Source organism: Streptomyces sp. NPDC054975 (assembly GCF_053609105.1).
Window position 1 is genome coordinate 15,419 of record NZ_JBSGWV010000016.1, and the last position, 26,391, is coordinate 41,809.

Annotated in this window: 13 protein-coding genes and 1 pseudogene; 4 read left to right on the forward strand and 10 right to left on the reverse strand. The window is 69.3% G+C overall.

Annotated elements, in window-relative coordinates:
- Positions 1 to 19: 19 nt before the first annotated feature.
- The 3 genes from ACWF79_RS16985 to ACWF79_RS16995 all read right to left on the reverse strand — a co-directional run bounded on the left by ACWF79_RS16985 (position 20) and on the right by ACWF79_RS16995 (position 9,892).
- Positions 20 to 2,419 carry a UvrD-helicase domain-containing protein gene (locus ACWF79_RS16985; RefSeq protein WP_453728887.1) on the reverse strand — a complete coding sequence of 800 codons (2,400 nt, stop codon included), beginning with the start codon at positions 2,417 to 2,419 and terminating at the stop codon, positions 20 to 22.
- Positions 2,416 to 9,495, reverse strand: a complete 7,080-nt coding sequence (locus tag ACWF79_RS16990; RefSeq protein WP_453728888.1) for a DEAD/DEAH box helicase — start codon at positions 9,493 to 9,495, stop codon at positions 2,416 to 2,418. The genes ACWF79_RS16985 and ACWF79_RS16990 overlap by 4 nt, the downstream gene beginning before the upstream one ends.
- A 157-nt stretch (positions 9,496 to 9,652) precedes the next feature.
- The gene (locus ACWF79_RS16995; RefSeq protein ID WP_453728889.1) at positions 9,653 to 9,892 is read right to left on the reverse strand and encodes a GntR family transcriptional regulator; all 240 of its coding nucleotides are present in this window, start codon (positions 9,890 to 9,892) and stop codon (positions 9,653 to 9,655) included.
- A gap of 159 nt (positions 9,893 to 10,051) precedes the next feature.
- Here ACWF79_RS16995 and ACWF79_RS17000 point away from each other — a divergent pair, with 159 nt between their 5' ends.
- On the forward strand, positions 10,052 to 10,417 hold the full coding sequence (locus ACWF79_RS17000; RefSeq protein ID WP_453728890.1) for a hypothetical protein: 366 nt from the start codon (positions 10,052 to 10,054) through the stop codon (positions 10,415 to 10,417).
- An 801-nt stretch (positions 10,418 to 11,218) separates the two neighbouring features.
- On the opposite strand, the gene ACWF79_RS17005 is transcribed toward ACWF79_RS17000, so the two are convergent.
- From ACWF79_RS17005 to ACWF79_RS17025, 5 genes are all read right to left on the reverse strand, one after another.
- Entirely contained in the window at positions 11,219 to 16,774 is a 5,556-nt protein-coding gene (locus ACWF79_RS17005) for an Eco57I restriction-modification methylase domain-containing protein (protein WP_453728891.1), read from the reverse strand.
- Positions 16,775 to 16,841: 67 nt separating this feature from the next.
- The gene (locus tag ACWF79_RS17010; protein WP_453728892.1) at positions 16,842 to 19,940 is read right to left on the reverse strand and encodes an SNF2-related protein; all 3,099 of its coding nucleotides are present in this window, start codon (positions 19,938 to 19,940) and stop codon (positions 16,842 to 16,844) included.
- 187 nt (positions 19,941 to 20,127) lie between these two features.
- On the reverse strand, positions 20,128 to 21,429 hold the full coding sequence (locus ACWF79_RS17015) for a serine/threonine-protein kinase (protein ID WP_453728893.1): 1,302 nt from the start codon (positions 21,427 to 21,429) through the stop codon (positions 20,128 to 20,130).
- A gap of 218 nt (positions 21,430 to 21,647) precedes the next feature.
- Positions 21,648 to 22,124, reverse strand: a complete 477-nt coding sequence (locus ACWF79_RS17020; RefSeq protein ID WP_453728894.1) for a hypothetical protein — start codon at positions 22,122 to 22,124, stop codon at positions 21,648 to 21,650.
- On the reverse strand, positions 22,124 to 22,546 hold the full coding sequence (locus tag ACWF79_RS17025; RefSeq protein WP_453728895.1) for a restriction system modified-DNA reader domain-containing protein: 423 nt from the start codon (positions 22,544 to 22,546) through the stop codon (positions 22,124 to 22,126). Before ACWF79_RS17025 ends, ACWF79_RS17020 begins: the two co-directional genes overlap by 1 nt.
- Positions 22,547 to 22,828: 282 nt before the next feature.
- On the opposite strand from ACWF79_RS17025, the pseudogene ACWF79_RS17030 reads away from it, so the two are divergent.
- The 3 genes and pseudogenes from ACWF79_RS17030 to ACWF79_RS17040 all read left to right on the forward strand — a co-directional run.
- Positions 22,829 to 23,392 (forward strand): annotated as a pseudogene (locus ACWF79_RS17030) (hypothetical protein); the annotation flags it as partial.
- A gap of 452 nt (positions 23,393 to 23,844) precedes the next feature.
- Positions 23,845 to 24,546: a hypothetical protein gene (locus ACWF79_RS17035; RefSeq protein ID WP_453728970.1), complete on the forward strand. Its 702-nt coding sequence runs from the start codon at positions 23,845 to 23,847 to the stop codon at positions 24,544 to 24,546.
- On the forward strand, positions 24,530 to 25,564 hold the full coding sequence (locus ACWF79_RS17040) for a CBS domain-containing protein (RefSeq protein ID WP_453728896.1): 1,035 nt from the start codon (positions 24,530 to 24,532) through the stop codon (positions 25,562 to 25,564). Before ACWF79_RS17035 ends, ACWF79_RS17040 begins: the two co-directional genes overlap by 17 nt.
- Positions 25,565 to 25,635: 71 nt before the next feature.
- On the opposite strand, the gene ACWF79_RS17045 is transcribed toward ACWF79_RS17040, so the two are convergent.
- Together ACWF79_RS17045 and ACWF79_RS17050 are read right to left on the reverse strand one after the other, a co-directional pair.
- On the reverse strand, positions 25,636 to 26,049 hold the full coding sequence (locus ACWF79_RS17045; RefSeq protein ID WP_453728897.1) for a PIN domain-containing protein: 414 nt from the start codon (positions 26,047 to 26,049) through the stop codon (positions 25,636 to 25,638).
- The gene (locus tag ACWF79_RS17050) at positions 26,046 to 26,309 is read right to left on the reverse strand and encodes a CopG family transcriptional regulator (protein WP_453728898.1); all 264 of its coding nucleotides are present in this window, start codon (positions 26,307 to 26,309) and stop codon (positions 26,046 to 26,048) included. The genes ACWF79_RS17045 and ACWF79_RS17050 overlap by 4 nt, the downstream gene beginning before the upstream one ends.
- Between the last annotated feature and the right edge of the window lie 82 nt (positions 26,310 to 26,391).

Sequence of the window (26,391 nt, forward strand, 5' to 3'; positions counted from 1 at the left end):
CCGGCACACGCCTCAGAGATCAGGCCGCGTTCGAATCCGACGGAGGACCGTCGCCCGTCAGCAGGGACGTCGCACGGCCGGCATCGTGATCGGCATGCCGTGGCAGGTAGCGGCTCGAGCGCCCGTGCCAGGAGACGACCAGCTCGTCGCGTGCCCGGGTGGCCGCCACGAAGAGCAGCGAGCGGGCTCGCTGTTCCTCTTGGCGGTATCGGTCGGGGTTGCTCAGCCGGAAGGTCTCGATGCGCTGATGGGGAACCAAACCGTCGCTGATACCGGCCAGGAACACCCGCTGGAACTCGAGCCCCTTGAAACGGTGCATGGTGCCGATGCGCACGGTGTCGGTGTCGCGGGGCCCCTCCCTGCCGATCTCACTCGCGGGGATCAGGAAGGGCTCGCACGCCAGGGTGTAGGCGAGCTGTGTGACCGCGGCCTTGTCCGGAAGGCTGACGGCCATGGCCGAATACGGAGTGCCGTAGCGCTCGTGGCGCTCCTTGAGTAGCGTGGCGACGGCCCTCATCTCGGTCTCCCAGTCGGGAGCCCGCCAGTACTGAGGGGCCAGCCCCGTCAGGACGGAGCGGTATCCATCCAGGGTGTCCGCACCGTCGTCGAGATCGTCGAAGGTCTCGCCGTGCACCAGGCCGTGGGCACTGCCGAGGATCTCGCGTGTCGTGCGGTAGTTCAGCGTCAGTCGCCGGGAGGCCCGGCCGGGAGTGCTGATGCCGAGCCTGCCCAGGACGACCTGGTGAGAGTAGATGCGCTGGTGAGCGTCGCCGACCAGGAAGAGGTCGTTCGGTCCGGGTGCCACCATCGCGCGCAGCATCCGCCAGTGCGAGGCCGACAGGTCCTGAGCCTCGTCCACCACGATGTGGTGGTAGCGGGGCTTGAGCCACATGCCGCTGCCCGCCTCGCGGTGGATGAGGTCCAGGCCGCCGTGCTCCTCCTTGTAACGTGCCTGCTCGGCGGCCTTGGCCATGCGGTGCTCCTCGATCCGCGCGGCCTCGTCGGCGATCAGTGCGTACGTGGTGCGTCTGGGCGGACCCTCCAGAAACGTACGGTACTTCGCCACCAGCTCCCATACCTGCTTCCGTCCGGCCCGTTGCAGCACGCCGCGGCCCCGTCGCTCGGCCCGGAGGTACAGGCGTTCGGTACCGCAGCCCTGGGCGAGGATGACGTGCTTGAACTCGGAGTCGAGGAAGTCGGCGTCGAAGTCGAAGACCCCTGCCTCGGCGCACACCCGGTGCCAGAGTGCCATGGCCTCCTCGTCGCCCATGGGCGTGCCGAGCACGGAACTCGGATGCTGCTCGACCACTTCCCTGGCCAGCTGGTCCACGGACTTGACGTCGACCCGGCGGACGAGCTCGTCGCCGCCGAGCCGATGCAGGCGCTCTTTCAGGTCGGCCGCGAGATTGGTGTTGTACGTGGTCAGCAGGACGGGTCTGGTCTGGCCCGGCGGCAGTTGAGCGACGAGGTGCCGGACCCGGTGAAGGGCCACGACCGTCTTGCCGGTGCCCGGACCGCCGGTGACCTTCGCCGATCCCTTGAAGGAAGCAGTGGCGAGCCTCTGCTGTTCGGGGTGGAGGAAGAGCCGCCAGGCGTCGAAACCGTCCCCGAGTGCGTCCAGGACGGCCGCGTCGTCGGTACTGACCTGGGACACGGGCCGGCGTGCCGCCCGGGCCCAGTCCTGCGGGTCGATCTCCTCGTCCGCCCGCCACGGGGCGGTGATGAACCTGCGGACCTCGCTCGGCTCCATGCCGTCGTGCAGCGCGAGCAGCACCTCCCGGGTGAGCCCGGGGAGGTTGTGGCTGAGGACTGTACTCAGTTGACGGCTGTCGGTGATCCGCCGGAGGGCGGGCAGGAGGGAGGCGATGACCCCCAGGCCGATGAGCTCCTCGTCCTCGTATGGGGCGAAGAGCGGGACCGGCAGGGCGGCCGGTGCGACCGTGGAGGCACCGGCCCCGACGCCCGACGGAGCTGTGGACGTCTCGGTGACCGAGGGTCTCTCCGGTGCGATGCCCGGTTCCGGAGCGGGCTCGGGGCGCACGGGCATCGCCACCACATTGGCGCTGACCTCGCTCTGATCGACGAGCTCGACACCACCCGAGACCGCGTTGATCTCCACGGTCAGTCGGGCGAGCTCTTCCCGGGCCGACGGCCCTACCCGGACGGCCAGCAGGCTGAAGCGGTTCTCCTCGGTTTCGAGCAGCAGGCCCATGCGGCTGCCGTCGAGCGCCGCAAGGAACAGGCGCCCGTTTCCGCCCGCCTCACGAAGCAGGGTCAGCCGCAGGGCCCGGTTCGACCGGTCGGCCCGCAGCCGGCGGACGAAGTCGCCCACCGCGTTCTTCGTCGCCGCGTCGAGGCGCCGGATGTCCTCGTTGGCCTGCGGCGTGACCGCGACCTGTGTCCTGACCCCATGGCTCATCGCCGGTCCCCTCCCTCTCCGGACGCGCCCTGCCTCCCGTCGTCGAGCAGGGCTGCGAGCTGCTTCTCGTCCCATCCGCCGGGTGCCCGGACCTGCCACCCCGCCGCGACGCACTCCGCCATGTAACGGTCGTCGGCCGCGTCCTCGTCCAGGACCACCGCGATCCTGTGGTCCGGCCAGGCCAGCTCGAGCGGCCGGGAGATGCCGGCGGCGTCCCAGCCCGCCTCGGCGGCTGGGACCTCCCCGCGCTCCGCGAGCGCCTTGGCAAGGGCCTCAATCGCCGGGTCGCCCACATATGACAGCTCACGCAGGACGAGCTCCCATGCGGCGCGTTCCAGCGCAGTGGGAGACGCGGGAGTTCTGACGGCCGCGGGTACGGGACGAACAGCCGCCTCGCCGGCCGCTTCTGGTGCCCCGTCCCGGTCGTCGTGTTCCGGCACGACGAGCCCCGTCCCCGGGAGTTCTTCCCGCAGGGCCGTGAGGAGTCCGTCCGCCCGTACGGCCGTGGCCGCGAGCAGCCCCGCATCGAACGAGTCCAGCTCGCTGCGGGCGAGTTGCAGCCCGTCGGCCCGGCCGGTCCCGGTCGGATCCAGGAACTGGAGCACGTTCCCCCAGCTCAGCCATGCCTTCCAGCGCCGTCGATGCGCATCGCTGTCACCGGCGACAGCCTCGGCGCGGTCGTCGAGCACGGCCAGCGCACTCAGCCCCTGCGGTTTGACCCGGGTGTCGCCGATCAACGTCAGAGACAGACCGGACCCGTCGCGCACGGGGTAGAGCCTCAGACCCTGACCACGGACCAGGGGGCGGTCGTCGTCGCGCAGCGCCGCCTCGATCCACGGCACGGCCGCCTCCGGAGAGGCGTCGACGACCTCGTCCCGCTTCGCCAGCTGCAGCAGACCCGCAACACAGAGCCGGGCCATCGCACGCCAACGCCGGAGGTCCGGGTCGGCGAGGAAGCCGAGCAGGGCGGGGATGGCACCGGCGAACAGCCGGTCGATCTCGCCAGGATCCTGCCGCTGCTTCTCCCAGTTGCCCCGTGCCCGACCACCCGGCGAGGTCTCGCCCTCGACGGAGTACGGCGGCCACGCGGCCTGCGCCGACGGCCCCGCCAGAGCACGGGCGAGCCCCTGAGCGGCCTCGTCCCCGTCCGCCGCCGCACCCCGGCCCGCCCGGGACCGCAGCTCCTTCTCCCACGCCATGACGTCGTCCCAGGTGATCTGCCAGACCAGCATGCCGTCGGCACGCAGACGGGCCCGCTTGGCGGCGTCCCCCGCGATCCGGTTCGTCGCCGCGGACGCGTGCCACCGGTAGCCGTCCAGATAGATGGCCACCGGCATGGGCGGAGCGCCGTCCGAGGTGGTCTCACCCGCGACGGGGCGCAGCAGCAGATCCGGCACCGTGCCCTGCGCGTACAGCGGCTTCTGCGCCACCGACTCCCAGCGGATCGGCGAGCCGTCCCGTCGGCGCAGGGTGAACTGCTTGCCTTGGCGGCCGGTCGGGGTCTCCTCGTGTTCCACGTCGGCCTGGTGGGCGGGATCGGCGAGCCAGCGGTCGAGGCAGTCGATGAAGCGCCGTTCCAGGTCACTCTGCGCCTGTCGGGCGAAGCGCCTCCGGTCCGCTTCCTCGTCCTCGGTACGGCCCGCCCGGTCCTTCCGGACGGGCTTGACGTCCCACCGGCTGCGGCCGTCCTCGCCGAGCACGTCGTCGAGCATCCACAGGGCCTCGCGGCGGTCGAGCAGCGGGTACTCCCGCTCCGGCGCGTACCCCAGCAGACAGAGGTGGCACGCGCGCCGGGGTCCGTCCTGGCACGGGCAGTCGCGCAGGTATTCCTGGGCGGCCGCCAGTACCGCCCGGAACTCCTCGCCCACACCCTCGACGAGTCGCTGGAGATACCCGGTGCCGCCGGGCAGCGAGTCGTAGAGCACCAGGTAGTTGCGGGTCAGCCCGCTCTCGCGGTCCGGCTCCGTGCTCGGCGTCGACCGGATGTGCGCCGGATCACCGCCGTAGCGCAGCGCGAGCCCCAGGTGCAGGGCCGCGGAGAACGACGCCAGCCTCTCCGGCACGTGCAGGGTCGCGGCTGGCAGCAGGATGCGCAGGGCCTCGGTGCGGTGCTCGGTCGCGGTGATCACGCGCCGGTCCTGCGACTGGACGGCCCGGCCGCGGCGCCGCGTGGGACACCAGGGACGGTGGTGGGCCAACTCCGGACGCCCGGCGAGTGACTCGGACAGCTCCTCCTGTACGGGGACGTGCCCGGGCTCGTGGTCGGTTGCGCCGCCGCACAGCGGACACAGCACGAAAGGCGTGATGGTGACCTCGGTGCCGGCGAAGAACGTGTCAGGGCGGCGGCTCAGCTTGGCGGGCCCGAGGTTGAACCTCCGGATGACCGCCTCGCGCACGTGGTCGACGCCGAAGGTGGCGCCCGAGTGCCGCCAGCTCTCCTTGATGGCGGCCGGGTCGATGTCCACCGCCGTGGCGGTCGAGTAGTAGCGCTGGTTCCGCGAGTCGTGGTCGTCGATGATCCGGGCGTCGTCCCGTTTGTCCCGGGAGGTCACCTTATGCGGGACGATCACATGGTGCAGGGCGGCCTTGCCGCCGATGTCGGGTCCGGCGCAGCGGGGGCAGGCCGACTTGTCGGCCTCGGCGTTCTTCGTACGGACGTGTCCGCACTCGCGGCAGACCCGCCATGCGACCACGGCCGAACGCGGGTCCTCCTCGTCCTCCTTGGGGCGCGGCCCGAGATCGAAGCCGTCGATCGTGTGGTGGTAGCCGAGGACGTAGTACGAGTTCCCCGGGGCCAGCTCGGTGAGCGCCGACTCGGACGGCCGCGTGTACGTCCGGGTCTCGGTGCGCCACTGCGACGCGGGTGCCTTGCCCGCATCGGCACCGGCGGTGCCTCGGGCGCGCCGGGCGGGCTCCTTGCGGGTCAGCGCGGCCTCGAGCCGTACGCCGTGCTCCACCAGGCTGTAGTTCGGCAGCAGGCCCCACTCGACCAGGAACGCCTGTGCTCCGGCCTGCGCGAACTCCTGGAGCTGTTTGGCGACGGCCATCGCCTCCCGAGCGAGGTTCCGCTTCTCCCGGGCCTCGTCCTCCACGTTCTCGTGGAGCGCCTCCGCCGCCTCGTTGATGAGGGCGCGACGGTCCACGAGTTCGGTGCGCTCGGCCTCCCACGCCTTCTCGGCCTCCTGCAACGCCTCGGCCAGCTTTCCGGCGGCATAGCGGTGCAGGGAGGCACGAGCGTCCTTGGAGACTCCCGAGTCCGGCACTCCGTCGATCTCGGGGAACAGTGTCAGGAAGTCGTCGACCAGGTCCCGCCGGCCTGTCACGGCCTGCGAGAACCGCCGCAGCCAGCCGACCCGCCCGAACAGGGCCGTCACCCGGTCGGGCAGCGGGACGACACCCTCCAGTCGACCGCGCGCGGCCAGGTCGATGAGATGGGCGACGTACTGGCGGCGCAGCAGCTCGCCCGCCGAGAGGAAGCAGCCGGGAGGCAGGATCCGCCCCGCGATCAGCTGCCGCGGCTCGGCCAGGTGGTAGAGGGCGCGGGGGCTGGTGTCGGCGAGCGACACCATGAGCGCGTTGCCGGTGGAGCGGCCCGCCCGGCCGACCCGCTGGACGTACCCGGCCGTGCTCGGCGGCAGCGAAGCCAGCACGACCGCCTCCAACTGGCCGATGTCGATGCCGAGTTCCAGGGTGGGGGTGCAGGAGAGCACGTTCGGGTCGGTGTGTCGGACACCCTGCCGGAAGCCCTTCTCGACCTCCTCGCGCTCCTTGCGGCCGAGTACACCGGTGTGTTCGGCGGCGACCACGCTGTACGGTCCCGCCTCCCGGTACAGCTTCCGGTAGTAGTCCAGTCGGTAGTCTCGCCCGGCCCGGCCGGGAGCGTCCTTGGAGGGCACCGCCAGCTGCCCGGCGCAGCCCTTGAGCGGGCAGGGCAAGCCCTGCCACACCCCGACCCGCTCCGGCGGCACCGTCTGCGTCCAGCCGCAATCCGGGCAGGCCAGCGCAGCCTGCGCCGTCTGCTCGTCGGTCAGCGGCCGCACCCGGATGTGCCCGGGGGTGAGCCCGTAGACCCCGTGCTCCCGGTTGTTGCCACCGGCCTTGTTCTCCCCGGTACGCCGGTGGGCCAGGGCGCCGATCTCGGCGTCCGCCAGGCGCGGCAGCAGCTCGGCCAGGTAACCGGCGGCGAGGGTGCGGTCCATGCCCAGGCAGCGCTCGGCGAAGTCGGTGTACCAGCTCTCTTTGGTGTCGACCCGCTCGAAGTCCGTCTTGCCCGTGCGCGACCCCACCAGGACGAAGGCCGGCGCGTCGGAGTTCCAGCCGAAGGCCTGCATGCCCTCGGGGCGCCCACTCCAGATCGAGTACCGGCTGCGCCCCTCGGCGTCTATGAACTTGTCCAGCCATTCGTGCCGGATGCCGCCACTGATCCGCACGTGCTCCAGGAGGCCGCGCACGAAGCCCTCGAAGCGTCGGAGCCGTTCCGGTCCGGAAGGGGGCAGGACCTGCCGTACGGCTTCCCCGGCGGCCTCCTCGCCCTCTTCCGCCTCTTCCGGGTCCACGGGAAGCTGCCGTCGCAGGTGCTCCTCGTACAGCCCTTCGGCGAGCTTCGCCGCACGCTCCGGGTCCGGCAGATGCACCTCGGCCGCCACCGTGCGGGTGAGTTCCAGCGTCCGACCCATCCGTGAGTTCAGTCCGAACTCCAGCAGGGTGTTGAACGCCAGCCGCTCACCGACCAGGTCCCATGCCCCCTTGGGCAGCCGCTTCTTGCCGGCGAGGAGCCGCTTCACCCGGTCCACGTCGTGCAGGTCGGGAGGCACGACCGAGGCGAGTAGCTTCTCCTTGTCCACGGAGGCCCGCTTCACCAGCGCGGCGATCAGCTCATTGAGCGGTACGCCGTCGGCGGCGTAGCCCGGTTCCTCCGCCGAGCGCTCCACCAACTGCTCCTGGATGAGCGACCGCAGCGAGAACTTCCAGGCCCGCGACGCCACGAACCCGGCCCGATGGGCCGCGTCCTGCACGGAGTCGTTGAAGATCAGGGTCTTGCGCCGGTCGTTGCCCTCGGCGTCCTCCTTCGGCAGCTCTCCGCCGGTGAACAGCTGTGTGACGGCCACCGAGGCGAGCGGGGCCACACCGGCACCGAGGAAGCGGATCCCCTGGGCCTGCCCACACGCGGGGCAGCGGTCCTGCTTCGCGTAGTCGTCCTGGTCGGCGTTGTCGAACCACGTCTTGACGAACACCCCCTTCTCCGGAGTCTCCGCGATCGAGCCGTCGGCGCGGAACACCTCGTCGGGGTCGATCTTGCGCAGCGCCTCCCCGCTGTCCTCCAGGACGAGCACGGTCGCCTCACGGGCCGCCGCCCGCTTTCCGCGCCGCATGCTGCGGTCGAGGTCCAGCCGAGCCTGCCTCGCCGCCTCCGCGGGAGTTGCCGCGATGAGCGCCCGCACCCGGGCCTTGCCGTTGCCGCCACCTGCGCTGAGCCGGTAGATGTCATCGGGCGCGGTGACCAGGGAGGTCGGGTTCCGCTCGGGCATGACGGCACTCCAGCCGGACCGCCCGCAGTGTCGGCAGTACGCCGACGGCAGCCGACCGGCCCGCGCCACGGCGCGGCGCCGGTCTTCCTGCGCGGCGGACACGACGGCGGCGGTGGCGGCTTGGTCGTCGTCCGTCCAGGAGAACACAGGCTTCGACGAGACGAACCGCAGGACGCGGGAGAGCGAGCGTACCCACAGGTGCGTCTCGACGAGCAGCAGAGGCCGCTCCTGATCGGCGGGCGCCTTCGGATCGCGGGCCACCGAGATCAGCGCGATGAACCGGTCCAGCGCCTTGGCGGCCTCCTCCGGATTCTGGGCCGCCGTCACCCGCCACGGGGAGCTGGTGGGGAAGGCGGCCAGGATCTCGTCGGCCGTGAGCGGCTGGTCCACGTCGGCGGTCAGCAGATCGTGCGTGATCGGGTGCGTGAGGAGCCGGCGTCCCATCTCGCGGGCGTCGGAGGTGTCGCAGCCGAGCACCACGCGGGAGACCTCGTCGAGCGAGCCGTCGCCGTCAGCCGGATCGGGCAAGGCCATGAGATCGGCGGGGGAGGGCAGCGGCAGCGACAGGTCGACGGGGGAGAGGAAGGAGTTCAGGTCCCGCCGGTCCTCCCCGACCACCGCGTCGTCCGGGAACCGCACGCCGAACACCTGCGAGGCCACGTCCAGCATGGCCCGGGGACCGCCCGCACCGCCCTGGTCCTGCCGGTCGCGTACCGGCGACTCGCCCAGGGTCGCCGAGGTCGCCACCGGACAGATCGAGCCCAGCGGCCGGTCTTCCTCAGCAGCCCCGACGACCGCGCCGAGCCGCCGCAGCAGCATGGCGACGTCGGTGCCCTGGGCGCCGTCGTACGTGTGGAACTCGTCGATCACGATGTACGCGAGGTCGGCGTCGGCCCACAGAGGGGCGTCCTGCTGTCGCTGGAGCAGCAGGTCCAGCATCTTGTAGTTCGTGATCAGGATGTCCGGCGGATTCCGCCGGATCTCGGCCCGGTCCACCGCGACGCGCCCGTACGGGGAGCCGTTCTTGGTGGAACTCGCCTCGCCGATGTAGAGACCGGCGGTCACGTCCGCCAGGCGCTCATCGGTCAGCAACTTGCCGATTCGGTCGGCCTGGTCGCCGGCGAGGGCGTTCATCGGGTAGAGCAGCACGGCCTTGATCCCGTGCTTGCCGGCCGCCTTGGCGCGCCGGCAGTGGTCGATGATCGGGACGAGGAAGGACTCGGTCTTTCCGGAGCCGGTACCGGTGGTGACCAGGGTGGGCTGCGGGACGTGCCCGTCCTTGGTGGTCAGGCGCGCGAAGGCCTCGGCCTGATGCGCGTACGGCCAGAAATCGCCCTTCCACCAGTCGAGGTGCCGCTGCCAGCCGTCCTCCGCGGCGCGGAAGGGGCGCCGGATCCGGTGGTACGGCCCGCGGAACAGCCCGTCGGCCGGGTCGGTGAGGAAGGCGGTCAGCGCTTCTTGGGTATCGGGCTCGGCCAGCGCGAAGGTGGTGGTCAGATACTCGACTGTCGTGTCGCGCAAAGCCTGCGCGGCGAGTGTGGGTCTCATGGCGCCCGCCGGCCCTCCCCGTACGTCCTGCTCCGGGTCCTGCCCGGACTCGTGTCACCGACCAGGGGTGATCGCTTCACCCCCGATCTCGACCACTTTACGTGCGGGGTCGGACAGCGGGGCTGGAATCGGCCGGGGAAGCGGGGGGGGGGGGCTTTTAGCTGCTGGGCTCGTCGGCGGATGGGAGCGGGTCGATGACGTACGAGCCCTTGGCGGGCAGGGTCCCGACCAAGCCGCGCTCACGCAGCTCCCGGACAGCGCGACGCACCGTTCCCGCGCTGACGCTGTACACGTCCGCCAACTCGCGCTCGTTTTCAAGCCGCCCGCCCGGCGGGATTTCTCCAGCACGGATGCGACGCTCAAGGTCGTTTGCTACGCGCTGCCATTCATAGATCACACCCTCATGCTCTGTGCACACTGCGCAAGCCACACTTTGGGGAGCACGCAGTGCACACTGTGCACAGTGTGCGTAGACTACGACCCGCACACGAAAACGCCCCTGGGCGGCCGGGCAAGGGCCATCTCCAGGGGCTGACCGAAGATAGGAGCTTCGGCTATGCGAAACCTTATCGCCGCGCTGCTCGCGTGGCTGCTGGGCGTGCTGGTGCCCGGTTCCGGACGACGGCGGTCCGGCGCCCTGCCCGCCACTCCGCCTTCCGCCCGGCGGACCGAGGAGGTTCGGCCAGTACTGCGCGAACGGTTCGGCCCACGGGAGCGGACTGCGCGGCCCAGGTCCCCATACGGGCTGACGGAAACGCTCGACGGAGAGGCCACGGCCCTCATCCGCCCCTACCTCGTCGAATGCGAGCGACAGGAGGAGCGCGCCCGCCAGCGGTGGCGGTGCCTCAGCCTCGTGATGGCGGCGGACTTCGGTATCGACCTGGACACCCGGGACGTGCACGCGACGGGGGTGGCCTGGTGAACGAGCCGACCCGCAACGCGCCGACGCGGAAGCCCGTCCGCATGTGTGTGCGCTGCAACCACATCACGGGGAATTTGGGTGGCGCTGCGTCGGACGCCGGAGAGGGCGGCCCGGCTGCATGAGCTGGAGACCGTTTCCGGGACTGCGGAAGACAGGACCGTGCGGCGGGCCGCGTCGGCGGAGATCAGCCGGATGATCGCTGAGGCGGAGCGCGAGGTCGCGGCTTGAGCGAGTGGACGTGGGGTACGACCCGGACGCAGATCATGTCGTAGGCGATAAGGGTGACGGGGCGGATCTTTCCCCGGAGGACAGGTCCGAGGCCGAGAAGATCGCCCAGGAGCTCGCGGATGCCGCTTCGGTCCGGTATCTGGGTCCGCCGACGCAGGGCGAGCCTGCGGTGTCCCGCCTCAAGAGTTACGCGCGCGGCCTCCTGATCGTCTGGTACCAGGAAGACCGGCGTGACGACGTCATCGTGGTCGTCCGTGTGACCGCGCCTTGGCCCAGGTGAACTGACAGGAGCGATGCCGCGGCCCGCACCCCGCCCAGGTTCGAGGCCGCTTCGTTTCGGCGCTCGGGGGAGCCAAGGCAACGCTTACCGCTGTGAGTCGTCGACGGAGTAGAGGCTGCTGCTATTTAGTCGTGCGTCACCGTAGAAGGATGTGAACCTTGCCGGGCGAGTTCCAGTTGTCGGGCGGTCCGTGCCTGTCGAGCAGGGAGAGCTGGTTACGGCCCGACCGTCCGCCCTGTCCCCTGAGGGGAACGGGCGGACAGTCGGGCGACCGCGTGGCTGCGGCGCTCGGCCTACTCCTGGGCGGCTCCCGGCGGCTCCGTGTCCCCGGGCTCCCAGCCGGCGGCCCGCATCCGCCGCGTGAACTCGGCGTGCGCGGCCCGCATCTCCTTCACCCGGTCCGCCCGGTAGAGCGGTCCCTCGTACCCATCGGGCACATTGGCTTCGAGCGGGAAGTCCTCATGTGAACTGAGCTGATCCCAGGCTGCTTCCGTCTGCCCAAAACCCTTGGCATGTGGCGCGAAGGCAATGCGCCTCCCCTTCGCGTCGAACCACATCCTTTCCTCGTACTGCTGCAAGACTGGGAACCTCGCTCGGTAAATAGCAGCCAGCTCGTCCGCGCTGATTCCCAGCCAAACGGCGACGAGTGCATCGATCTCGACGATCGCAGCTCGACGCGACAGTTCGGAGCGTAGCGGGGATTCCGGTGTCCACTGAGGCCCGACGTTGGCAGCCAGGTATGCCAGTTCCGATGGCCACAGGGAATTTGCGGCCCATGTCTCATCCAGCCATGAAGGCTCGAAGAGGTCTTGCCAAAGAGTCGCGTACGCGGCGGTTTGGCAGTTCAAACGCAGTGTGCGCATAACCAGAGCCGGTGCTAGTGGATGGTTTTGCTGCGGGACAGGGAAGACCTTGGCGTCTGAAACGTCCATGTGCTTGCGGTTCGTGATTCGCAGCAGGTATTCACAGGGGATGCTCGCGAAGAAACCGGCGACCAGTGCGATGTCTTCGAAAGACGTGAGGGCCATGCTTCGCATCGCGTGGATGTGCGTAGGTCCGGGCGGGATTAGGCACGCCTGGAGCACACGCTCATTCTTGGGGCGATTCATTTCACGCCAGGCGACTCGATGAAACGTTGAGTAGGGCCTATAGAAACTCGAGCGGAGGTGTGCGAGAATAGCCCTCTCCAGCTCTTCCCCCGTCAGTGCAGGATTCTCTTGGGTGAGGGAAATCTTTGCGTCTTCTCTTGCCTTCTGGTCGTCGGAGGCCCGGGAGAAAGCTACGTCGTCGAACCAGAGATCCTGCTTCTCTACGTATTGCGCGAGGCTCGCCGTACGCCGAAAGTTGGTTCGGGGGATGGCGTTGGTCGGTAGATTTTCGTGATCCCATCGCTGATAGTCACGGTTGTTCTTCGACCCCCCAGCAGGCGGTTGCTTACTGTATGGTGTCGCCACTCCGATGAACGAACCCTGCAGGATGACATCGGCCCAGTCAGCTGGCGATGTGGGATTTTTGTCGAAATACCCTGCCGCTTGGTCGACCTTTTCGTGGAAACCTTGACTGATCTTTGGTGAAAGGCCGCCTAGGCGGTGCGGCCAGGCGGCGATAGCGGCGATCGCTTCCTTTTCTGCGGTGGTGATGGGGAACAAGAGGGGAGTGTCTTCCGCTGAAGATCGGTCTTCCTCGCCCCTTAGGGCATTCCAATTCGACAATGTCTGTCGGTCTACGAAGGTTACTCGGCTCTTATGGGGGCGAAGGTCCCAAGTGTATTTCCCTTGCCGGTCATCCCATCGCTTGATCGCTGGAATTGGGCCGGACCCGTCATGTCGCAAGGAACTTAGAAGAACGTCGGGGTGGAAGAGCCAAGTCAGGTGTTGGAACCCAACTTCGCGCGAGCTCCCGTACACGTTGATGCTGAAGCGAGTGTCGTTCATGACAGGTTTCGCGAATAGATAAAGTTCGTTCGCGAAATCTGCGTGAATTCTCAGGTGGCTGTAGGTGGCCTTCCTTAGCTGTCCTTCCATTGCTCCCGTCAAGTGAGTTGAGGGGTGGATCAGGCCGGAAATCCCCCTGTGTCCTGTACCTCGCCATGACAGCAGCATGAAGTTGCGATACAAGTCGGGCTGGGTCCCGGCTAGTTCGGGGTATGCATCAGCTGATGAGAGGAACTCGGAAGTCGCCGCAGCGTCCGCAAGTTCACCGAGGAAGATCGTGCGCGGCACTGACCTCTGCAGGATGGAGGTCTTTCGGTCAACCCATGCAGTACTGCTCGATTTGCCCGCTAGTTCAAACCAAGGTTCGAATTCGGCGAGAGTGGTCCCTTCCTTCCATTCCTGTTTGACCCACGGCGGGTTGCCGACCATCAGGTCGAACCCACCCCCCGCAAACACATGCGCGAAGTCCAGCTCCCAGTGGAAGAAGCCCCGCTCCTTTGCGATCTGGGCCGCCGTTCCGTGCCACGGGAAGAGGTCGCCCAGGTTCAGGGGGTCTGTCCAGCCCGAGATCTCCGTCATCTTCTCGTCGAGGGACCGCTCGAACTCGTCCAGGTCCTTGAGCCCGTTGACCTTCGGGATCTCGAACAGCGAGCCGGTGTCCTTCCCCGGCTCCGCATCCACCCGGCCGACGACCGACTCCGCGAACTCGATCCAGTCGTCCAAGTCCCGCAGCGCCACCTTGCGGTCGACGCTGCCCTTGCTGAGCTTCTTCAGATCCTGCGCCCCACGGAAGTAGTCCGGCGCCGTACCGTCCAGGAGTGCGACCTCCTCCAGCGGCCAGAACCACAGCGCGCACCACGCGTCCATGACCTGCCTGAGTCGCCAGTACGGGCTGCCCTCCGCCTGGAGGGCATCAAGCACGGCCTCCCGGTCCATCACCGGGGCCGACCGCTCCTCACGACCCTCCGCACCCCACACCGGGATGTCACGGGAGATCTCCTGCTCCGACAGCTCAAGCCGCAGCTTGACCAGGCCCCACAGGTACTCCACCCGCTCGGCGAGCGCCCGCAGGCGCCCCGTCTGCCCGTAGGAGCCGTCGTCCGCGCCCGCGCCGCGTCGCGTCGGCGCCGTCCGCTTCGCGGGAGTCGGCGCCGCAGCCTCAGCCGCCGCTGCCGCCGAGAAGTCGAAGCCCGACTGCTCCCAGATCTCCAGGCCCAGATCGAGCGCGCCCTGCCCGGTCCGCTCCTCCCGCGCCAGCACTGTGGCCTGGCTAGTCGGGGCCTTCTCCGAAGCCGCCGCCGTCTTCTTCTCGCCCTTCGGCGCCCGGCGGATGCCCGAGCGCCACTTCTTCATCGCCTCAATGAGCTCGGGCTCCAGCCAGTCCGCGACTGCCCCGGCCACCACGCTCTGCCCCGTGGCCTTCCGCACCGACACGGAGTCGCCGACCGACCCCCACCCCAGCGCCGGCAGCAGGAACTGGTGCACCGGCCGGTGAACGCCGGTGCCCCCCAGCTTCTCGGTCAGCGGGACGGCCCTCGGCGCCTGCTGCTCAGACGCCTTCAGCCACCCGCCCTTGTCCAGCGACTGGCCCGGGTACACCTTCCGCGCAGCCCCGATCAGCGAGTTGCCCCGGTGCAGGTGCACCCCGTACCAGGGCGCCCGCATGCCCGGGTACATGGTGTTGAGCCACAGAGAGATCTCCGCCAGCTCCACCGCCGTCTTGTTGAGGTCGACGCCGTACGCGTTGTGGAGGGCGATGTACGCCTTGACCTTCTGGAGTTCGCGCGGGTACTCCTCCGGGTCGATCTGTTCGCCGCGCTCGTGCTGGGCGAGCTTCAGGTACAGCTCGGCCAGCTGGTTGACCGCCTCGTTGAGGAACGCGCCGGAGCCGAGCGCCGGCTCGCACACCCGCCAGCGCAGCACCTCCGCCGCCGTGACCTCGGACTTCTCCGGTTCGCGCGGGTCGACCCGGCCCTCGTCGTCCAGGCGGAAGCGGAGGGTCTGCTCCACCGTCGCCTGGGTCAGGGACTCGGGTGTGTAGTAGGAGGCGCTGGTCTGGCGGTCGCGGCCGGCCAGGCGGTAGACGTACGAGCCGACCGGGTGCAGCACCGAGTCGGGCTCGCCCGTCTCAGGGTTGATGCCGTCCTCCTTGACGAAGACGCTGTCGCCCGGCGCGTCGGAGTACAGCCCGCTCTGCACCTGGTCGGTCGTGATCAGCCAGGAGCCGCCCTCCGGGTTGCCGCCCTTGGCGACCTCGTACATCGGCTCGGTGGCGATGAAGCCGGTGTACGACATCAGGCCCTCGTACACCGCGCCGAGGTGGTTGATGCTGAGGTTGGCGTAGCTGATGAACCCGCCGCGGCTCTTGCCCCGGCCCTCGACGAGCGTCAGGTGGCGCAGGACCTGGTGCAGCACCTTGTTGCGCAGCCTCAGGTCCAGGGGTTCCGCCGGGGCCGGCGAGCCGTCGGGGCGGGTCGGGTGCGGGTAGGGGATGGACTGCCCGACCAGCTTTATCGACTCGGGGTCGAAGAGACGCGAGCGCAGCGCTTCGATGCGTACGCTCTCGTGGCCGTCGTCCTCGACCAGCTCCGGCGCCTCCTCGATCGGCGCGCTCCGGTCGGTGACCGTGTTCGCCACCGGGTGGCCGGTGAACACCTTTTCGAAGAGCAGGGCCAGGGACTCGTGGAAGTGGAACCGGTTCCGGGAGGCGCTGCCGAGCTTCTCCTGGACGACGAGCTCGCGGAGCCGGGCGATGCTGTACCCGGTCGCGTACGCCTCGCTCTTCACCGGCAGGATGTCGAGCTCCGGCCGGGCCTCCGCGTACAGCAGGAAGAGGATCCGGTACAGGTAGCGCAGCGACTCCTCGGTCAGGAGGTGCCGCAGGGCGTCGGGTTCCTTCAGCGTGTCGGGCAGCCAGTCCGGGAGGTCCTCGGGGTGGACGCCGAATTCCTCGCGGGCTCGCTTGAGCACCTCGTTGGCGATGAGCTGGACGGACTTCTGGAGGCCGACGCGGAGTTCGGCGGTCACGCCCACCGAGTGGTCCCGGGACTCGGCGACCAGCTTGGCGATCTCGTCGTCCGAGCCGTCCTCGCCGGGCCGCAGCGACGAGGCCGCGAAGATCGCCGCGATCAGGTCGATCTCGTTGGCCTTCGCGCCCTTCGCCGCCTTGCGCGGCAGGGCGGTGTCCAGGTTCACCGCCAGATAGCGGCCGCGGGAGAAGGCCTGCCGGTCGGCGAGGATCAGTACGCCGCCGAAGAGGAGCAGCGCGTAGCGCGGGGCGTTCTCCGCGTTCAGGACCCAGGAAGCCAGCTCGCGGACCGTCGTCAGGGTCTTCGAGGCCGACACCCGGACGGGGGCGGGGAGGAGATTCGCGGGACCGTCACCGCGGGTGGCGTCCAGGTCCTCCGCGAAGCCGCCGGTCAGGACGAGGACGCCTGGTTCCGAGTGGGCCACCGGCACGGCGATCGGGCCGGTCGGGGTGTGGGCGGTGAAGTGGCCGGGCTGCGGGGTGAAGTCCAGGGCCTTCAGCAGGCGTTCGTGCCACCCGGCCAGGGTGGCCCGCCACTCGCCCTCGGGCGAGGTGTCGGCCTCGGCATCCGCCGGCGTCGGCTGGAAGGCGGGCGGCTCCGTGTCCGGTCCCGCGGCCTTCAGCACGGCGGCGGCTGCCTCCTGCGCGGCGACGGCGGGCGCGTACGACAGCCCGTTGTACTTCTCCGCGTCCGGGCCGAGCTCCGCCCGTACGTCCATGTAGGGGCGGGTCAGGTCGCGCAGGTTCTGCCGGGGCGTGGACTGCCCCTGACGCTCCAGGGCCGACCACTCCTTGAGGGGGCCGCTCGCGAGCTGCTTCGGCAGGATGTCGTCCAGGTAGAAGGACGGGAAGTACTCGCGCTCATTGATCAGGGAGTCGAACGTCACGCCTGCTGCTCCTGCTCGCTGTTCATGGGGGTGCGGTCGAGGGGACGGGGACTCTTGCGCCGGGGGCTCATGCGCCGGGCTCCAGTACGGCCAGGACCCGGACCATCGGGTCGCCCGAGGTCCGCAGCCGGGCGGCGGCCTCGGCCAGGCGGTCCGCCGCCTCGTCGCGGGTGGAGCGGGTGAAGCCCGGGAGCAGCTCCTGCCGCCAGTCGCCGACCTGCTTCTCGTACGCGCGGAGCGGGGCGTCGACCTCCCGGTCGGCGATCTCCCGCAGCCCGACGAGCGCACGCCGGGTCTCAGCCACGGCCTTGGGAACCAGCGGCCGAAGGTCCTCCAGGGAGCCGGGGGTGTAGTGGTCGGGCATGTCCGGGCCGATGCCCAGTTCGGCGAGAAGCTCCGGGGTGAGTTCCCGGACGCGTGGCTCGGGCTCGTCGAGCCGGTCGATCGCGAGCCAGGCGACCAGGGTCGGCCGTCCCTCGGCGTTGGACCAGACTCCCTGGGTGAGGACCACCGGAGTCGGCGCGCACTGCGGATCGACCTGGAGGACCTGGGCCTGCTGCCGGCCGACGTGGACGAGCACCTTGTCGGTGATCCACTCGACCACCGGGTGAAGTTCGCCGACGTAGTGGGCATCCGGCCAGAGCGAGGACGAATTCGAGTCCTCGCGAGCCCTCTTGAGGGAGTCGGCCGCGTCCTCGCGGCTGAAGGTCAGCTTCATCCGCCGGGTGATGTTCTGGTCGCGCAGATAGCCGGGCGGCAGCACGTCGAGCCGGTCGGCCAGGTCCTCGGGGGTGTCGAAGCTGAGGTCGGTGCCGACGAAGGCGGTGTCGAGGCGCAGTGACTCCAGCTTGGCCAGCTCCTCCAGGCCGGTGCGTACATACAGGAGGCGGTTCCGCTCCGGCGCGGCGTCGAACAGGCGCAGTTCGTCCACGGTTGGGATGTCGGAGTCCTCCGTGGCCGAGCCGGGTCCGTCCTGCGTCGGAGCGGGCTCCTCCGGCGCGTTGGATCCGTAGTCGTCCAGATCCAGGTCCAGATCGAAATCGAAGTCGACGGCGAAGCCCTCCTCGGAGCCGGGGACGTCGCCCTCCGGCTCCATCGGGGCCGGGCCGGTCCCGAACTCGCTCATCGTCCGGCGCGCCACAGGGAACTCGTCGCCCAGCCCGTCGCCCTCGGCGAGTGCGTCCACGTCGACCGCCTGGAGGTCGGCGACGGCCTCCTCGGGCGGGGCATCGCGGAGCAGCGCCTCCATCACCCGGCGCTCCTCCTTGCTCCAGTCGTCCTCCTTCGTGGCGGCCTCCACCGCACCCAGCACCTCATGGACCCGTGCCTCGCGGGCGAGGACCTTCTCGGCGACGGTCCGGTCGTCCAGGGCCCCTTCGACCTCGCTGCGCAGGATCAGCGCCCGGAACTCGGGGTTCTCGGTCTGCCCGTAGCGGTCGATACGACCATTGCGCTGCTCGACCCGGATCAGGCTCCACGGCAGGTCCCAGTGGACGAGGTGGTGGCATTGCCGGTGCAGGTTGACGCCCTCGGAGGCGCCGTCACCGGTCAGCAGCAGCCGTACGTCGCTGCCGGCCCGCGCGAACTCGTCCACATAGTCCATCTGGACCGTGTCGGAGACTTCGCTGTGCATCACCTTGACGGCGTCCTCGCCGTCCTTGGGCTTCTTCCACCCCAGCAGCGCGGGCAGGACCGTACCGAGCCAGTTGAGGGTCTCGCGACGCTCCGAGAACACGACCGCGCGGGTCGGGCTGCCCGGTCCGACCTTGATCTGCCGGAGGTACGTGACGAGGGCGGCGAGCTTGGCCGTGGCCACGCCTCCAGCAGCCGACGCCGACGCCTGCTCGATCTCGCGGGCGAGCTCCGTCAGCCGCAGCAGCGAGGCGACCTCCGGCACCGCCGAGTGTGCCTCCGCACCGGTCAGCGGTGGGTCGGTGACGTTCTTGTGCCCTTCGGGAAGGGCATGGCCCAGGCCGGCCAACTTCTTGCGGGCCGTCGCGAACAGCGCGCGGTGCGAGGACAGGAAGGACTTCAGCAGCACGTACGGGAAGAGATGATCGGCCCCGTGCGGGTCCGGATTCCGCAGCCAGCTGTCGGCCAGCTCGGCGAAGACCCGCTCCTCCAGCTCGCCCGCAGTACAGGGGATCGGCTTCGACTTGCCGCGGGGCGCCCAGGAGCCCGTCAGAGCCTTGGCCACCTCCTTGCTCACCTTCGTACGGCGCAGCATGAGGTGGTGCAGCTCGGATGCCTTCGGGTTCTGCTCGTCCTTGACGGCGATCGGGTCCAGGAGCCGGACCAGGCCGGTGAAGTCCCGCATCACACCGTTGTGCGGGGTGGCGCTCGCGAGGATCAGGGCGTCGGTCTGCTTGGCGAGCAGCTCGGCCAGGACGCGGCGGTCGCTTCCGCGGTTGATCAGGTTGTGGGACTCGTCGATCACGACGGCGTCCCATTCGATGCCCTTGAGCCAGGCCCCGTAGCGCTTGGCGTTCTTCAAGGTGTCCATCGAGATGATGACGCGCTTGTAGTACGTGAACGGGTTCCGGCCGACCGGGATCTTCCGCTCGATCCGGGAGATGCCCACGCTGTCCAGCCGGACGAGGGGCAGCGAGAAGCGGGTCCACATCTCATGCTGGAACTGCTCGAGGACCGGTGCCGGGGTGACCACGAGAATGCGCTCGCCACGGCCCCGGCGGATCAGCTCACCGAGGAGGATGCCGATCTCCAGCGTCTTGCCGAGACCGACGACGTCACCGATCAGCAGGCGAGGCCTCAGCGGATTCTCGAGAGCCTTCTGCGCCGGCCGCAGCTGGTAGTCCATGCGATCGAGCAGGAAACCCTCGGTGAGCGCGAGGCGGCGTTCGATCTGGGGGAGCGGGGTCTTGCGCAGCACGGCCTCCAGGAAGAGCCGGCTGAGACGGAAGCCTTCGGACGTGTCGTGGACGAGCCGGGTGTTCTCGGGTCGGAGGACGCGGGGCATGCCGTCGAGCGAGGTGAGGAAGCGCGCCCGGTGCCCGCGAACCAGTTCGGAGGCGCCGACGGCCTCGATCAGGATCTCGCCGGCGCGGACCTGGCTGCTGCTGCGGACCAGCCACTCCTCGTCCCGTACCTCGATCACCGTGCCCGCCGGGGGCGGGCCCGAAGGGAGGTCGGACGCTGCGTCGGGCATGGTGGGCGGTTCCTTTCGACAGGACGGTGGGACGCACGCCGTACTCGGGTGCGCGAGGTTCTGTTTCTACCGGGGACCGGGACGGCGCGGGCCCCTTTTGAAGCCTAAACGGACAAAGGCCCTCGTGATCCGGGGGTCTATAGCTCGCTGTCGCAGGCTGTGGTGGGCGCCCCGGAGCCCTGTCAGGTCAGAGACGCCCGCTGTGGGCGTAGACCTTTCGCAGCCGCTCGGCGGCCCGCAGGGCGACGGACGGAGCCACGGCCGGATCGGGCGCCACCGGGGGCTGCGGCGGCGAGAGGTGGTAGCTGGTCACGGTGGGCTGCGGTGTCCCGGCTTCCGGAGCCGGCTGCGCGCCGGGGTCCACCACGGTCGGCACGTACTCGGCGGGGCCGGGTGCGGGCTCGGCCGGCACGTCCAGGGGCTCCACGTCCTCGGCTTCGGCCTCGAGGAACTCGTCGAACAGGTCGGGCACCCAGGGACTGTCCGGAGAGGCCCCCTGGTTGACGGCCTGCTGGGCCACCTGCTGGATCTCGGGGGCCGGCAGGTCGGAGAGGGCCTTCGCAGGGAGCTCCGGAACCAGCCCGGACTCCGCCACGAGAGCCCGCAGCTGGTCCGCGGCGGCCTCTTCCGTCAGCCCGTGCACGGCGAGCAACTGCTGAAGGTCGCTCTCGATCTCGTCGAGCGACGGTCGCTGCGCCTCCACCTGCACCAGAATCCGGCCCAGCAGCGGCAGGTACGGCGCGTACAGGCCGTCCCATTTCGGCGCGGTGGGCAGGGGGGAGAACGGGTAGGGCGGCCGCTTCGAGGCCGCGAAGAACAGCACGGCCCCCAGCGAGTAGATGTCCGCCGACTCCGTCACGTGCTTGGTGTCGGTCGCCTGCTCCAACGACATGTAGGACGGGGTGCCGAAGCCGACACCCGTCTTGGTGAGAGCCGCGGCGCTGTCCCGCTCGGTGAGGACCGCGAGACCGAAGTCGAGGACGACGGGCCCGTCGGGGCCGAGCGCGATGTTGCCGGGCTTGAGATCCCGGTGCAGCAGCTTGGCGCCGTGGATGGCGCGGAGTGCGTCCACCAGGGCGAGGCCGAGTGCGCCGTACGGGCCCACGGCCAAGGGCCCGCAAGTGTGGACGAGCTTGTGAAGGGTCGGGCCGTGGACGTAGTCCATGGCCAGCCAGGGCTGCTCGGCGTCGGCATCGGCGCCGAGCAGCGCCGGGACCCGGGCGCTGGCCACCGTACGCATCGTCTCGATCTCCTGCGCGAACCGCGCCCGTGCCTCCTCCTCGGAGTGCTCGGAACTGTCCCGCAGCTTCGACGGCTTGATCACCTTGACCGCCGCCAGGGTCGGCTGGGCCCACTCCGTGAACTCGGCCAGGTGGTATTCCGTCTCCAGCTCGGGTCCGAGGTTCTCCAGCGGGAGCCTGCGCCCCAGGTAGGTACGGCCCATTCCGCCCTGCCCGAGCACGGCGAGCAGCTCGAACGGACCCAGCACCGCCGGATCCTTTTCCTCATTCAGCTCGTACATGGACCGCGCCCCCACCCGTGTCGAACCCTGATCGTGGTGTCGTCGGCGGTACGCGTGCCTGGAGCAGCCGGACGCGCGGGAGGGCCGCGTCCGGCCGACGGCGCACACAGCTCGTGGGCAAGTTTACGGCTGGCGTTCCGCTGTCCTGCCGGAAACAAAGCAGGCCAGGCAGGGCAGCGGCCGGATCAGAGCGCGTACTGGCCGAGAACCGCCGTACGGGTTCGGAGCATCGGCTGAAGCTCCCGGCGCAGCAGATCCGCGTCCGCTTCAGGGAGCCTCAGCGACGCACGCCGCATGCGCGCGCTCCAGGTCTTCGGATCCGGGAAAACCTGAAGCTGCGGGATGAGGTCGGCGAGGATCACTCCCTCGTGGCGCGGGGCGAGCCCGTGCACGAGGAGGGTGCACCCCGAGGTGAAGTCCCGGTCGCCGAACGAGACGGGTTCCGGGAGGGCCGCGACCCCGGAGGTGACGGTCGCTAGGCCCATGATCCGCCCGCGGTCGCGTCCGGGATTCCGGAAGCAGCCCCTGGTCGTGTAGAGGAGGATCTCGTCCCGCTTCTCGGGAAGCCCGGTGCTGCGCCCGGCGGGGAAGGCCATCCGCTGGTTCTCGAGAACCCAGGCCAGAGGCTCACGATCGCCGAGGATGATCAGGTTCGTCGCCATCAGGCACCGCCTCGCAACTGTTCGCGGAGGTCCTGGAGCCGGACCTCGGGGTTCTTCTTGAGGACGTACTTGCCGTAGCCGTTGATGTCGACCCCGGTCTGCGCCTTGAGGGCGGGTGAAGGCTTGGAGAACGCACGCCCGTCTTCGATCACGAGCCACCCGTCCGCCGTCACCGTGGCTTCATGCGTCAGCCCGCGGCGCGGTTGGACGTGGATCAGCTTGTCCCCGGCCTCGAGCAGGCCCGCCGTGATGAACGGCATCAGGTCACCGGGGCGCCGATCCTCCGGGCCTTCTGTGAGGCCTTCGGTGCCTTGGAGCAGCAGGCGCCGCAATACGTCATTGGGGGTGTCCACCAGGGGTTCGCTCCTGCTCTGCAGGAAGGCGAACACCTCGTCGTCGATCTCGATGGAACGCTTGGGCACGACCGACCTCCACAACCTGGAACTTCAAGCCCCCAAAGATTAGAAGATTAGAAGCCTCTGTGCAAGCCTGATCGAATCCGGCCTGGGGATCGCCGGCTGCCAGTAGCATGTCGGCCCTGTGGCGTAGGGGAGTGCCTGTGTTACTGGGGGTTTGGGGTGGCGTTGGATGGGCCCAGTCTGAGCAAGATGCTGGACGACGTGGCGGCTGGCAGGATCCAGCTCCCCGACTTCCAGTGACAGTGGAAGTGGGACGACGACCGGATCCGCGCCCTGCTGGCGACCGTGACGCTCGACTACCCGCTGGGTGTCGCGATGACGCTGGAGACGGGCGGCGACGCCCAGTTCAAGGCCCGGCCGCTGCACGGCACCGAGGTGCAGCCGCACACGGTGCCAGAGCAACTGCTGCTCGATGGTCAGCAGCGGCTGACCTCCTTGTACCAGGCGCTCCGGTCCGACCGGCCTGTGGAGACGACGGGCACACGCAACAAGCCGCTCAGGCGCTGGTACTACATCGACATCGTCAAGGCGGTGGATGAGGCGGCGGACCGCGACGAGGCGATCGTGTCCGTACCCGAGGACCGGGTGGTGCGCGGCGCGTACGGCCACGCGATCCGGGACCTTTCGACGCGCGAGAAGGAGTGCGCGAGCGGCCTGTTTCCTCTGAACCTGATCTTCGAACCGGACCTGACCGGGAAGTGGCAAAGGGTCTATGTGAGTGGTGGCGACGACCGCTGGGATCTGTGGTCGGCGTTCCAGGCCCGTGTCATCGACACGGTCAAGGGCTTCAAGGTGCCCTTGATCCGCCTCCCGAAGGAGACCCGCAAGGAGGCGGTGTGCTCGGTGTTCGAGCGGGTGAACACCGGCGGCGTCGTCCTCAACGTCTTCGAGCTGCTCACGGCCACCTACGCGGGGGACACGCAGTACTCGGCGGAACACGGCGGCCAGGACTTCAGCCTCATCAAGGACTGGCAGGACATCAAGGGCAAACTGTGCGCAGACCACCCGGTGTTCGGCACCCTGGACAGGGACACCGGCCAGGAGACCGGACTCACGAGCCTGGACTTCCTCCAAGCCATTGCGCTGGTGCGCACGTACATGCGCAAGCAGGAGTTCCTGGCGGAGCACCCCGGTGCGGCCAACGCCCCGGCGGTGAGCTGCAAGCGCCGGGACCTGCTGCACCTTCCGCTGGCCGACTCACGCGGATCGCCCCGCAGACGGCCGAGGCGCTGTCCTGGGTCGGCCGCTTCCTGGCCACCCAGAACGTCTTCCGCGAGCGTGACCTGCCGTACGGGTCGCAGGTGGTGCCCCTGGCGGCCATCGCCGTCCTGCTCGGTGAGGCGTTGCACGAGCCGGACGCCCAGGAGAAGCTCTCCCGCTGGTACTGGTGCGGTGTGCTCGGCGAGCTCTACGGAGGGGTCACGGACACCCGGTTCGTGCGGGACGTCGAGCAGGTGGTCGGTTGGATCAAGGACGGCGGCGCGGAGCCCGACACCGTCACCGAGGCGACGTTCCAGGAACAGCGCCTGCACCGGCTCGCCTCACGCAACAGCGCCGCGTACAAGGGGATCCACGCCCTCCTCCTCAAGGAGGGGGCGATCGACTGGTACTTCCACGGGGAACCGATCAACGAGCAGTTCCTGATCGGGCAGTACGTGGACATCCGGCAGGTCTTCCCGAAGGCGTGGTTCGAGCAGAACGGCGTGGACGGCACCCGGATGAGCAGCATCGTCAACAAGACGCCGCTGTCCTACCGGGCGATGCAGGCGATGGGGGCCGGCCCGCCGTCGGCGTACCTGACCGCCTTCGAACGGCACACCGGGAGTCCGGGAGACTGGTTCGACGACATCATCGGAACGCACCTCATCGACGCCAAGGCGTTGCGCACGGACGACTTCGATGCCTTCTACCGGGATCGAACGGCCAGGCTCCTGGAACTCGTGGAGCGAGAGATGGGCAAGGCCGCGGTGCGTGAGGGGGCGAGCGATGCCGACGCCGCTTGATGCCGCGGTCAAGGGACTGGAGGGTGCATCCCTGACGATCCGGGGCCTGTTGGCGGTGTGGGGCTACCGGATCCGTGACCACGCGTCCGTCCCTCAGATCCGGCTCGATCTGACGAACGCCGGCCTGAACACGGTGCCGGACTTCGCGGTGGGCTCGCTGGACGACGAGGTCGCGATCGTCCCGATCGGCCAGGAGCGGGACACGGCTGCCGAAGCCGGCGATGGCGCCGTCGAGCGGGACCTGGCCGATGACTCGGAGGAATCCGTCGGAGTGTTCCCGCAGGCGGCCATGCGGGTGCATGACCTGCCCTGCGCCCACAGGGTCGCCTCGATCACGCCCGATGAGTCTCTGTCCGCCGCGATGGGAAAGATGGCGGAGCACGGGTACTCACAGCTTCCCGTGATCGACACATCAGGAACCCTCCACGGGGTCGTCACCTGGGCATCCATCGTTCACATGCACGCGACCGGACGTAAGACGTGTCTGGCCAACGCGATCAGCACGGAGTACGAGATCGTCAACGCCTCGGCTCACCTGCTACCGGTACTGCCGGCGATCCGCGCGCACGAGTTCGTTCTCGTCCGAGCTGCGGACGGGCAGGTGAGCGGCATCGTCACTTCCGCCGACCTCGCCGGCGAGTTCGGCACCGTGGCCCGTCCCTTCTTCACCCTGGTTGAGATCGAGCGCCGCCTTCGACGCTGCCTGGGACGCGTCTACGACGAGGCCGACGTGCAGAAAGTGCACAAGAAGAAGACGTCGGTCGACGAGATGATGTTCGGCGAGTACGTCCGCCTCCTGGACAACGAGGAACGCTGGGACAAACTCGGCTGGCCCCTCGTCGACAGAGCCCACTTCATCGGGCTGCTCGGCCGCGTGAAGGACGTCCGCAACACGGTCATGCACTTCAATGCGCCGTCGCTCAGAGCCGAACAACTCGACCTGCTCGACAGCTTCGTCTCCATGCTGCGCCTGTATGACCCCGACTACGGTGCGACCGATATGGGCTCGACGACGTGACGTTCCGGCTGCGCTAGCAAGCATGGACGGAGCGTTGAGATTCCGACCGAGGCTTCAATGGGGCGGAGCGGTCAGATCTTGATCACGGTCGCGCGTCCGCCGCAGAGGGCGCTGAGGTCCTCCGGGTCGGAGGTCAGGACCGTGACCGGCCCGGGCGCGGTGAGGGCGGTGGCTGCGAGCATGGCGTCGATGGCGTACTTGTGTCCGTGCAGGCCGGCGTCGGCGAGGAGGGCGGCGGCGTGGCGGGCGATCGGTTCGGTGATCGGCTCCACGACGAGGCGGGAGAGAGTCCACTCCAGGGCCGGGCGGTTGATGCGGGGGTGGACCACCTCGACGAGGGTGGCCGCCGAGGTGATCACGCGCAGGTCGTCGGCGCGGGCCAGGGCGAGCCAAGTGGTGACCGTGCGGTCGCGTAGGACGGCCTTCGCCAGCCCTTCGCTGTCGAGGACGAGGGTTCCGCCGGGGACCGCGGGGGAGCGGGTCACGCTGCGCTCGCTCCATGCTGGTTCTGCTCGCGACGGGCTTCGGCGAGCTGGTCGCGCAGGGACTGGACCTCGTCGTCAGTGACGGGGCCGTGCTCGGCCTCGGCGACGGTGATGAGTTCGTTGAGGTTGTCGCGTTCGATCTGGCGGGCGACGGCGGCGGCCACGTAGGCGGAAAGGCCGGAGGGGCCGCTGCGGGCCTTGGCGGCTTCGGCGATGTCGCGCGGCATGGTGATCGAGTACTTTCCGGTGGGCTCGCTCATGCTACGTATCCTACCCTTCATCCTCCTGGTGGGGCTTTCTTGGCTGGCATGGGAGCCGCAGGCGGCACGTTGACCTGGAGAG